General features: G+C 62.4%; 8 protein-coding genes. 4 read left to right on the top strand and 4 right to left on the bottom strand.

Annotated features, from left to right (window positions below; genetic code table 11):
- Positions 1-193 precede the first annotated feature (193 nt).
- Positions 194-2,428: a catalase/peroxidase HPI gene (katG, locus tag ACFQ50_RS23745; protein WP_377998065.1), complete on the top strand. Its 2,235-nt coding sequence runs from the start codon at positions 194-196 to the stop codon at positions 2,426-2,428.
- A gap of 713 nt (positions 2,429-3,141) precedes the next feature.
- The gene (locus tag ACFQ50_RS23740) at positions 3,142-3,891 is read left to right on the top strand and encodes an MIP/aquaporin family protein (protein WP_377998064.1); all 750 of its coding nucleotides are present in this window, start codon (positions 3,142-3,144) and stop codon (positions 3,889-3,891) included.
- 526 nt (positions 3,892-4,417) lie between these two features.
- On the opposite strand, the gene ACFQ50_RS23735 is transcribed toward ACFQ50_RS23740, so the two are convergent.
- The 4 genes from ACFQ50_RS23735 to ACFQ50_RS23720 all read right to left on the bottom strand — a co-directional run bounded on the left by ACFQ50_RS23735 (position 4,418) and on the right by ACFQ50_RS23720 (position 7,766).
- Complete coding sequence (locus ACFQ50_RS23735) at positions 4,418-4,861, bottom strand: DUF1232 domain-containing protein (protein WP_377998063.1); 444 nt, start codon at positions 4,859-4,861, stop codon at positions 4,418-4,420.
- A 4-nt stretch (positions 4,862-4,865) separates the two neighbouring features.
- A complete protein-coding gene (locus tag ACFQ50_RS23730) occupies positions 4,866-5,432 on the bottom strand; it encodes a Chromate resistance protein ChrB (RefSeq protein ID WP_377998062.1) in 567 nt (188 codons plus the stop codon).
- A 214-nt stretch (positions 5,433-5,646) separates the two neighbouring features.
- Positions 5,647-6,285 (bottom strand): 3-hexulose-6-phosphate synthase, encoded by a 639-nt coding sequence (hxlA, locus tag ACFQ50_RS23725; protein ID WP_377998061.1) that lies wholly within the window; start codon positions 6,283-6,285, stop codon positions 5,647-5,649.
- A gap of 1,076 nt (positions 6,286-7,361) precedes the next feature.
- Positions 7,362-7,766 (bottom strand): heme-binding protein, encoded by a 405-nt coding sequence (locus tag ACFQ50_RS23720; RefSeq protein WP_377998060.1) that lies wholly within the window; start codon positions 7,764-7,766, stop codon positions 7,362-7,364.
- 633 nt (positions 7,767-8,399) lie between these two features.
- Between ACFQ50_RS23720 and ACFQ50_RS23715 the strand changes: the two genes are divergently transcribed.
- Positions 8,400-9,503: a dipeptidase gene (locus tag ACFQ50_RS23715; protein WP_377998058.1), complete on the top strand. Its 1,104-nt coding sequence runs from the start codon at positions 8,400-8,402 to the stop codon at positions 9,501-9,503.
- A gap of 462 nt (positions 9,504-9,965) precedes the next feature.
- Positions 9,966-10,112, top strand: a complete 147-nt coding sequence (locus ACFQ50_RS23710; RefSeq protein WP_377998057.1) for a hypothetical protein — start codon at positions 9,966-9,968, stop codon at positions 10,110-10,112.
- Positions 10,113-10,544 lie beyond the last annotated feature (432 nt).

The following is a 10,544-nucleotide window of genomic DNA, read 5'->3' as shown; positions in this document are numbered from 1 at the left end:
CCGCTTTTACCCCCCATCGGACACAAAAATTTTAATTTGGGGGGGGGGGGCCGCCCCCACCCGCCCCCCCCCCCCCCCACCGGCCACACAGCGAAAGGATGTAACCGGTGATGCTCACGCGCATACTGTTTGACACCTCACCGGACATCCAGTTACAGATAGAGTCCGTCGAGGCTCGCCTGAAGGAGTAGCCATGGCTGGGAGTCCTGACGCCCACGTCGACCGTACGTACCACCAGACCCTGGCCGCGCGGCGGTCGTCCAACCGGCGGAATGTTCCCGCGGCAGGCGGAAACCCACATGCCGGTCAGCCCCAGAGGCTCGACCTGAGCTCCTTAGCACGGCCTAACCGCGCCGCCAATCCGTTGGGTGAGGACTTTGACTACGCCAAGGAGTTCCTCTCGCTGGACCTCGGCGACCTGGCACGCGATGTGGACGAAGTGTTGACTACCTCGCAGGACTGGTGGCCCGCCGACTTCGGACATTACGGACCGCTTGTGCTGCGAATGGCCTGGCACAGCGCCGGCACTTACCGCATCGGTGACGGTAGGGGAGGTGCCAGCGCGGGAATGCAGCGCTTCGCCCCGTTGAACGGCTGGCCTGATAACCGCAACCTGGACAAGGCGCGCCGACTGCTATGGCCGGTTAAGCAGAAGTACGGCCACAAGATCTCCTGGGCTGATCTGATGATCTTCGCGGGTAACCGTGCGCTGGAATCCATGGGTTTCAGAACGTTCGGGTTCGGCGGTGGCCGGGAGGATGTATGGGAGGCCGACGAGACCTACTGGGGGCCAGAAGACACGTGGTTCGCCGACCAGCGACACAGCGGCATCCGGGAACTGCACGAGCCCCTGGCGGCGAGCGAGATGGGACTGATCTACGTCGATCCGCAGGGTCCAGCCACGATGCCCGACCCGATAGCCGCCGCACGCGACATCCGTCAGACGTTCCGTCGCATGGGGTTGGACGACGAAGAGACCGTCGCGCTGACTGCGGGCGGGCACACGTTCGGCAAGACCCACGGCGCGGCCGACCCCAAAACTTGTCTCGGACCCGAACCCGACGCCGCGCCGCTCGAGCTACAAGGGCTGGGCTGGGCATGCAACTACGGAACGGGCAACGGTGCCGACACGGTCACCAGTGGGCTCGAAGGGATCTGGACACCCACGCCGACCAGCTGGGACAACAGTTTCCTGGAGGTACTTTTCGCCTACGAGTGGGACGTGACGCTCAGCCCCGCCGGGCAATGGCAATGGATCCCGAGCGACGGTGCCGGTGCCGGCACCGTCCCGGACGCCCATGACCCGTCCAAAACCCATGTCCCGACGGTCCTCACAACTGACCTCGCCTTAAAGGATGATCCAGCATACGCGGCGATCGCGCGGCGATTCCTGGAGAACCCAGACCAGATGGCGGATGCTTTCGCACGGGCCTGGTTCAAACTCACGCACATTGATATGGGTCCAACCAAGCGCTACCTGGGCTCACTCGTCCCCTCAGAACCACTGATCTGGCAGGACCCGGTGCCCGAAGTCGATCACGAGCTCGTCGATGCTGACGAGATCGCCGCGCTCAAGAGCCAACTCCTCGAGTCGGGCCTGACGGTGGCGCAACTCGTCTCCACGGCGTGGGCTTCGGCTGCCACGTTCCGCAACAGCGACAAGCGTGGTGGCGCCAACGGTGCCCGCATCCGACTTGAACCGCAGCGAAGCTGGGATGTCAATGAGCCCGAAACGCTGGACACGGTGCTGGGAACACTTGAGCACATCCGCGAGCAGTTCCACGATTCCCAGCGTGACGGCAAGAGAATCTCGCTTGCCGACCTGATCGTGCTTGGCGGGTGCGCCGCGGTTGAACATGCTGCCGCCAGCGCAGGTCATGACATCGAGGTCCCGTTCCGGCCGGGACGCACGGACGCAACGCAGGAATGGACCGACCCCGACTGGTTCGCCGTACTGGAACCGACTGCGGACGCATTCCGCAGCTACCTCGGCAAGGGCAACCGACTGCCGTCGGAAGTTCTGCTCATCGAGCGTTCACGTCAGCTGACCCTGGGTGCCCCCGAAATGACAGTGCTGCTCGGCGGCCTGCGCGTGATCGGCGCCAACCACGGCCGATCCCCCCTGGGCGTGCTCACCCCGACACCGGGGCACCTGACCAACGACTTCTTCGTCAACCTGCTTGACATGGAGACCGTGTGGGCGCCGAAGCCCGACGATGCCACCGGGGAGGCGACTTACGAGGGCCGCGACCGGCACACTGACGAGGTGAAGTGGGTCGCAAGTCGCACCGACCTTGTTTTTGCGAACAATGCAGGGTTGCGCGCGCTGTCGGAGGTTTACGCGAGCCAGTACGCTGAAAAAAAGTTCATACGCGACTTCGTGTCCGCGTGGAACAAGGTCATGAATCTTGACCGGTTCGATCGGTGACACTGCCTTCTGCCGAATGGTGCGGGTTAGCCGGCCACTCGAGCTAACCATGCTGTTTTCCGACGCACCGGACCGGGACAGCGTGAACCGTGGAGACGGGCCAGCTCCGCGCCAATGACGACGACGAGCCCCAGCATTTTCTTCCAGACAGCATGACCCAGCGAACCATGTGCTTCGAAGTCCGGCTCGCCGCACGGTGCCGGAGCGGGGCCCTGTCAGTCATGCGCGCTGAGACTCCCACGTGTCACCACATTCATCCAATCAACATCCCGGCAGTACAACTAGTCACGCATTCCTGTCCGTGAACCAGGCGTCGGACGCCTTCCCGGCGGCCATAGATTCTGCCACGAGCGTCCTCCTGGGCTTCTCTGACGCCTGAATCCAATGAGGTGAGTCGGGCACAGACCCGCAACCGGACGTGGCAGGTTAACGCGGTCGGCTCAGCTTGGAGCTTGCTGCTCCGGGCGGGCTACCGGGGCTGGAACGACCGCAATCCCAAAGTGTGGCCAGCACCATCAAAAACAGTGCTACCGTGCCCTTCGTTTCGTGAATATGGACGCCACTCGGAAGGCGTCCATTCGGGCGGCGTAGACAGACCGTGGACCGCCCAGGGAGAGCCGGCGCACCATCCGGCCGGCAACGCAACAGCGGTTCCTGCCCAACAGCCCCTCAAACTCGTGAGGGGCTGAAACCAGAAAATAGAGGAGCTAAACATGTCTCTTGGAGTTGTTTTTCTATCCGAAGTATGCGGCACCGCGATGCTGACCCTATTGGGTTGTGGCGTGGTGGCAAACGTCGCGCTCAAAGGTACCAAAGGTAACAACGGCGGATTCCTTATGGTCACCTGGGGTTGGGGCATTGCTGTCTTCGCTGGTGTCTATGTCGCTGCCAAGTCCGGTGCCCACATCAACCCCGCCGTCACCCTGGGCCTGCTCATCAACGGCAAGGCGGAGTATGCTCCCGGCGTCAAGGTCGAGCTGGCGTCCACACTCACTTACTTCGGTGGCGAGCTACTGGGCGCTTTCCTGGGCGCCGTGATCATGTGGCTGGCCCATAAGCAGCATTTTGACACCGAACCCCTGCCCGCCAACAAGCTCGCCGTTTTCTCCACCGGCCCGGGCATTCGCTCCGTCCCGTGGAACCTGGTCACCGAAAGCATCGGCGCCTTCGTGCTCGTCTTCGTCATTCTGACGTTCGGCGGGTCACCTTCCGGACTCGGCCCGCTGTCCGTGGCCCTTCTCGTGGTGGGTATCGGCGTGTCCGTTGGCGGCCCCACTGGCTACGCCATAAACCCCGCACGTGACCTCGGTCCCCGAATCGCCCACGCCTTGTTGCCCATCGCGGGCAAGGGCTCCAGTGACTGGAGCTACTCTTGGATCCCGGTTGTGGGCCCGTTGGTCGGCGGATCGCTGGCGGGGGCCGTTGCTGCGGTCGTCCCGATTATCGCCACAGCGGCCTCCTGACCGCCAACGCCCAGACAGGTCACTAAGCCAGCGCCTTGGACAACTGACAATAACGTCACCATGGAGAGGCGCGAATCGCCATCGGCTAAGGCACCAGCAGCACCGGACCATCGTGTTCGACTAACAGGAAAGGCCACACGTGACGTCGTCCGCAATCTGTCCTCGTCAGGGACAAGATTGCGGACACGGCGGCCTTAATCGACGAACACGGGTTTAGTGAGCTTGCTGGGGCGGTTTAGGAGTTCGCGCGGGACGGGGTGTCGCTGGCCAGGGCAGCAATTGCCCCAGCGATCTACTTTTGAAGGCACCCGGTGCCTCTCAACTGCAGCGGAGGTTTACACCATCAGGAACGGGCGGTTACGCTTCTGGCCCCTCGTAAACCATCTCCATCAGTGCGCTGACAATGCCGAAGGCCACAATGAAACAGGCCAGGGACAGTCCCGCCACGCCGCGGCTGGGTTCTATCAGTGACCCTCTCGTGCTGGCGGCCCGGCGGCCCCGGTGGCCTGTCGTGTCTGATCGGGACTTACGAATCTAGGGGTCTGGCTTTGGCGTCGGAAGGACTGATCCCGGCGAGCCGTTCGATGATAAGCAGGCCGACCGGGGATCCGGGCCAGTGCCGGCGCAGCGGTTCAGGCCCTGCGGAACGAATGACGGAGCGCAGGACAAGAGCAACGATGATTACGTCGTCAGCGCAGCCGATCACGGGGAGGAAATCCGGAACCAAGTCAAGCGGCAAAAGCAGGTAGGCCAACAGCAATATCAGTTTGACCCGCACGCCAAGCGAAACAGTCTTATCGGCCGTGAGCCTCCGGATCACCCGCAACAGGTCCGGTAGCAGACGCAAAGCGTCCTTCATCCCCACGGTTTCCGGGTTACGGCGGGCATACACCCACAGCCCGGCCAACAGGACGACATATACCGTTGCCACTCCGGTTAAGATTGCCGGCAGTGTCTCCCACAATTCCACGGTCCTACTCTCCGTTCCCTGGATGAACAAGCGGACCGGCTGGGGTGTGCAGCGCTGAATAGACGCGCTCTGCGTACTCATCAAAGAGGACAGCGCAATGGCGCAGAAGCTCGTCAGCGGCATCGGCTTCGTCGAGTTCAAGAACGTCGCGGCTCTTCAGGTCACGGAACCAACGGCGCAACCGCTCCAAGCTCTGCTCTTCCTCCTCCAGTTCCGCGAGGGTAAATTTTCCGTTCCGTGTCTCCTTGGCGATTTCTTCGTCGAAGCCCTTGCAGTCACGGGAAAACTCCTGCCATTCGTCCAGGCGCTGAGCGCGGAAGGCGGTACGAAGCGGATCTGCTGCGTGGTCTTCAGTTCCGGGTGTGGGCAGCACGAGAACTTCTCCGGAACCGCGGGCCGCCAACTCCACAACTTTTTGAACAGCCGATGAAAAATACGGCGTTTCAGGCACTGTCCAGACGCCGGAGGACACCGGCGCGGCACCGATCTTGCGCAGTTCCCGCCATACTGCAACCCTCGTCCGAGACGACTCCCCAGGAGGTAAACGAACAATCAGGAGCAACCAATTCATGGGACAACCATACCTGTATCATCCCAGTATGTAACGCCTGCTACTTTCGAATGTGTAGTGACGCTGGCGCGGTCGTATCGGGCCGGCTTGGTGTGGATCAGTTGCCGGGTGCGGTGGCGCCGCCGGCCCTTTGCCCGGTGGAGACGTCTTTTGTCCTGGCCAGACAGGTCCTGACGGGGGCCTCCTGTTTTAGGGCGTGGTGGCTCCCGGCGCTCTACGGTGCCGGGCGCCACATGATTGCGCCACGGAGTTCCCTGGCGACCAGGGCGGGGTCGGCTGCCCCGTAGATGGCACCGCCGACGACGGCGACATCGGCGCCGGCCTGCTGGACTGCGTCGATGGTGCTCGGCTTTACACCGCCGGCCACGGAGAACGGAACGCGGGCTTCGACTCCGGCGCGGATCAGACCGTTCAGGTCGAAGCCGGGCTTGGCCTGCTCATCCAGGCCGGCGTGCATCTCGACGAACTTCGCACCCAGGGCGCGGACTTCCTTGGCACGGGTGACCTTGTCCGCGATGCCGATCAGGTCAACGACGACGCCCTTGTTGTGGGCCTTGGCTGCCGTGACGGCACCGGCGATGGTGGAGTCATCTGCGGCGCCGAGCACGGTGACCAGGTCAGCGCCGGCCTTGAACGCGATGTCGGCTTCAAGCTCACCGGCATCCATCGTCTTCAGGTCAGCGAAAACGATCTTGTCCGGGTGGGCTTCCTTGACCGCGGTGATGACGGAGAGGCCCTCGGCCTTGATCAGCGGCGTGCCGAGCTCGATGATGTCAACGTATTCGGCAACCTTGCCGGCCAGCTCGAGTGCGGCTTCGGTGGTCAGGAGGTCGATAGCAACTTGGAGCTTCATGATGTTGTTTCCTTCGGTAGGGAACTGCAATTGGTGTGGAAGGTGCTTGGGTTACCCGAGATTGGCGGTCACCCGAGGTTGGCGTGGCGCAGCCACAGCTCCTCAGCCAGCTAGGCGTCGTTGCCCCAGATCGCCTCGGTGGCCACGAAGAGTCCCCGCCCGATGAGGGGCCCGGCGTACCGGCGCCAAACGCTGGTGCAGCCTCCAGAGTTAAGCCTGCATTCATCGTTGTGTCATTGTCGGGTCGAGGGAACGCTAACTTGGGATGGTCTTGACTATCTATTTGGGTAGGTAGCCGTCTGGCCCGTCCCGCACAGCCGGATGAATGGCCCACAGCTTGTTTACTTTGGAGCACATAGCGGAGCCGCAGAACAAGCCCGCATTTCCGGCAGAAATCGTCAGTTCCTGCGGCTCACCGAAGACTGGTGAAAAATTCCTTCCGCGGCAAAAATCAACTGCAAAGAAGCCACCCGACTGTCACAAACTGCTTGATGGGTACTGCGAGACCGCCATACATTTCCTAAATGCAGCCTTTGATAAGTTCACTTTGGCTCCGGCTCGCACAAGACGTGCTCCATATGCTCACGCTAACGTCTTCTTTTGAACCCACGAGTTGCTCGATGTGCGGGCATCGGGGGCCCGGTGACGATTCCCAGGCTACGGACTGGCTCATAGTCGCAACGGGTGCCCTGCCGATTTGCAGCAACTGCTCGTTGATTTTTCTCCTGAACGACCCCAGGGACGACCTATTCACCCTGCTATGGTCACCGTTGCGCAACTGCTAGGCGCCGCCGTCGTGGTTTCACGGGGGCCCTGAAAAGCCGGGGACACCAGCGTTTGATGTCCCCGGCTTTGGCGTGGTGGCCGCCCCGGAGCGGGGTGACCTAAACGTTGAAGTCGACCGTGGCGATGTTTGACAGACCTGGTTCGCCGACAAGTCGAAGAACGGCAGCGTGCTGAGCCCAATGCAACACAAACACAGTGTCGCCGGGCAGCGTCGCCGGCTGTTTAGTGCCATCTCTGCCCCGTAGAGAACGCTAGGCTAACGTGCGGCACTGCCCTTTCGGCTTTGAGGATCAGCTGATGACGCTTGCGCCGGCCTCTGCAACCGTCTGGTCCTGTTCGCCTGAGCCTCCGCTGACGCCGACTGCGCCGATGACGTTTCCGTCGCGGGTTAGCGGAATGCCGCCGGCGAAGATCACAATCTTTCCCTGGTTGCTGGCGTGGATACCGAAGTACTGGTTGCCGGGCTGCGAGTTGTCGCCCAGGTCCTTGGTCTGGATGTCAAAGGAGCGGGAGGTAAAGGCCTTGTTGATCGAAATATCAATGCCGCCGATCCAGGCACCGTCCATGCGTGCGTGGGATATTAAATTTCCGCCTCCGTCTACAACGGCAATGTTCATCGGAGTGCCAATTTCCTCTGAGCGCTTTTCAGCCGCTGCAATAATAGCGCGGGCCTCGGCGAGCGTGGGTGAAGTCATTTGCTACTCCTTCTTGTTGGGGTCTATCCGGGTTTAGTTGACAGTTTGGGCCGACATATCGGCAGGGACCTGTTGAGCGGTCTTGTTCGTTGAGCAGTCTTGTTCATTGGCTCAAATTTGACTGGATTGCAGTCGGTGATTGCAACCCTAACCGGAATCGGGATAGAACGGGAGGCATGACTACTTCAACGGACGCAGGCGTAGCGTCCCTGGCTACAGGGAATGCACCAATGATGCGAAGTCCTTCCACCGCGAGGGCATCCTGACGCCGTCTTCCCGGGCGCCAACGTCCTGTTCGCGATCTTCCTCGCCCCAGCTGGCCATCCCGTTCATCCTTCCCAGTCTTGAATAACGCCGTCGCTGCCCGGGTCGGACCGTTTGAGCACGTACGCTGGCCTGATGATTCCGTAAGTGGCAGACGCCTGCGGGGTCTTTCTGCTCAGGCACCTTTTCCGCGCTTTCAGAGCATCCTGGAAGCGGCGTGAACGAAGCCACCCTAATCAGCCGCATCCTCACGCCGTCCGAGGGCCGATCGTGTCGCTTGGCGCGTTCGTCATCGTAGGCGCATGGAACGAATGCATCTGGCCGAACCCATGACGCCGTGCACGGATGAAACCCCTTGGAGGACCACGCATGACCACCGAACACCACCTGATTATCGATGGCCACAACGACATGTTGTGGAAGCACCACAAGCTGGCCGGCCTGGACTTTGGCCGGCTCGACCCTGCGCACGTGCAGCCACAGCTGCATACCGACCTCGTCCGCCTACGCCGAGGCGGCGTCGGGGCCCAGTTCTGGTCAGTCTGGGTGCCCAGCACCGCCGACCCGGCCGATATGGTCGCCTTGACGCTCTCCCAGATTGAGGCGGTCCACAGGTTGTGCGAGTCCTACAGCCACCTCACGACTCTCGCCCGATCCGCCGACGATATCGAACGCTGTTTCGCCGAGGGCCGCATCGCGTCGCTGATGGGCCTGGAGGGCGGGCATCAGATCCTCGACTCCATCGATGTCCTGCGCTTCCTGTACCGCAGCGGGGTCAGGTACATGACGCTGACGCACAACAAGAACACCGGCTGGGCGGACAGCGCAACAGATGGCCCGGGCGTCGGTGGCCTCAACGCATTCGGCGAACAGGTGATCGCCACCATGAACGAACTCGGCATGCTCGTCGACCTCTCGCATTGCGCCGACACAACCGTCGAACACGTCACACGCCTCACCACCGCGCCGCTGTTCTTTTCTCATTCCGGCGCCCGGGCGCTGTGCGATCACCCCCGCAACGTCACCGATGCCACGCTGAAGGCGGTCAGTACGAGCGGAGGGATTGTCATGGTCGTCTTTCTCCCAGAGTTCCTCTCCAAGGACTATGGTGCGTGGTCCTCGGCACGCAAATCCGCGGAGCCGGGTTGGATCGGACCGCAAGCCGCCGCCTTGGAAGCCGCATGGCTCGCGGACAACCCTAAGCCGCCCTGCGGTATCCGGGAGATCAGCGACCACATAGACCACATCCGTAACGTCGCCGGGACCGATCATGTCGGGATCGGCAGCGACTTCGACGGTATGACGCCGCCCGACGACATGGCCTCGGTGGACCGCTACCCCGCACTGCTCGCGGAGCTCGACCGGCGAGGATGGTCAAGCTCCGACCTCGCCGCACTGACGCATGGCAACATGGTCCGCGTCCTTCGCGCCACCGAGGCATGTGCGGGAAATGCCAGGAACGTGGAAGAATGACGGGTTCCGGGATGCATGCGTCCCGCCATCAGCCGAAATCCTCTCGATCCTCGGGCTTCTCCGCCAAAAGGGCAACTCCGGCTTCCGGACCAGCCCCCTCCGCTGTTTAGGGCGGACGGTCCCGTGCACTGGCCACTGACTTGCCTGCACTTGGGGCGCGCCTGCCTCCAACCCCCTTCAGCCCCCGCTATTTGGGTGCATCGGCGGGTGGTCTCGCGACTGATGCCCAATTCCGGAGGGGACCCGCCCAACGCCTGGTCCCCGAATGACTGCTGTCTGTCAGGCACTTGTGGCCACACGAACGGATCAGCCAACTAAAGCAATCCAGCACGTGGATACGGTGCTGAGTCAGCAGCTCGTCGCAAACGCATCAACGTACCCCCGCGAAACGGCCGGCGGCTCGAGACCGTGCTGACCGGGACGGGGCCGGTGAAGACCTCAGTTCCCAGGAAGAGCGACAGGTTGTTCAAGCTACAGATCGTGGCAAGCGGCAGCGCCCGGGGGACCGGTGCGGGTGACCTGGTGGTTTCACTCTTGGCCAAGCTTCTCCCGCTTGCCGGCGGACTCCGTAACCGGTCCAGCGCAGCCGCCTGGCTGGGCGCGGTGTAGAGCGGCTTCTGGTCTATGCCGGTCTGCGACCAGTCCTGCCTGGCGGCAAGGGCGCTGTTGCGCGGCAGGTGAACCATGCAGACTGCACGACGGTCTGCGGCCACACTGCCCTGGCTGCATCGCGCGGGCTCCTTTGAGGCCGCGACACCCCGCCGTCGACGGAGTCCTGGCCAACGAGTGGCAGAGGTGGTTCCGTTCAACAATTCCACGAGGACATCCGCCGCCAACGCGGCCATGGAGCAACCGGTCGAAGCCGCCTTGCGCCTTGGCGATCTGGTTTGTGGGGCGGGTGTTGTGCCGGGAGCTTGGATGATTTAGCGGCCTGTGGTTTCGGTGATGTTTGGGTGTTGGTGTGATTTGGGTCTCGTGGTGAGTGGTGTGTTTTTGGGGGTGAGCGGTGTGGTGGGGTGGTCGGGCGGTTGTGTCTGGTTG

The sequence above is a fragment of the Arthrobacter sp. NPDC056493 genome, assembly GCF_042795115.1.
In the GTDB taxonomy this organism is placed as follows: domain Bacteria; phylum Actinomycetota; class Actinomycetes; order Actinomycetales; family Micrococcaceae; genus Arthrobacter.
This window is presented reverse-complemented; position numbering and strand designations above follow the sequence as displayed.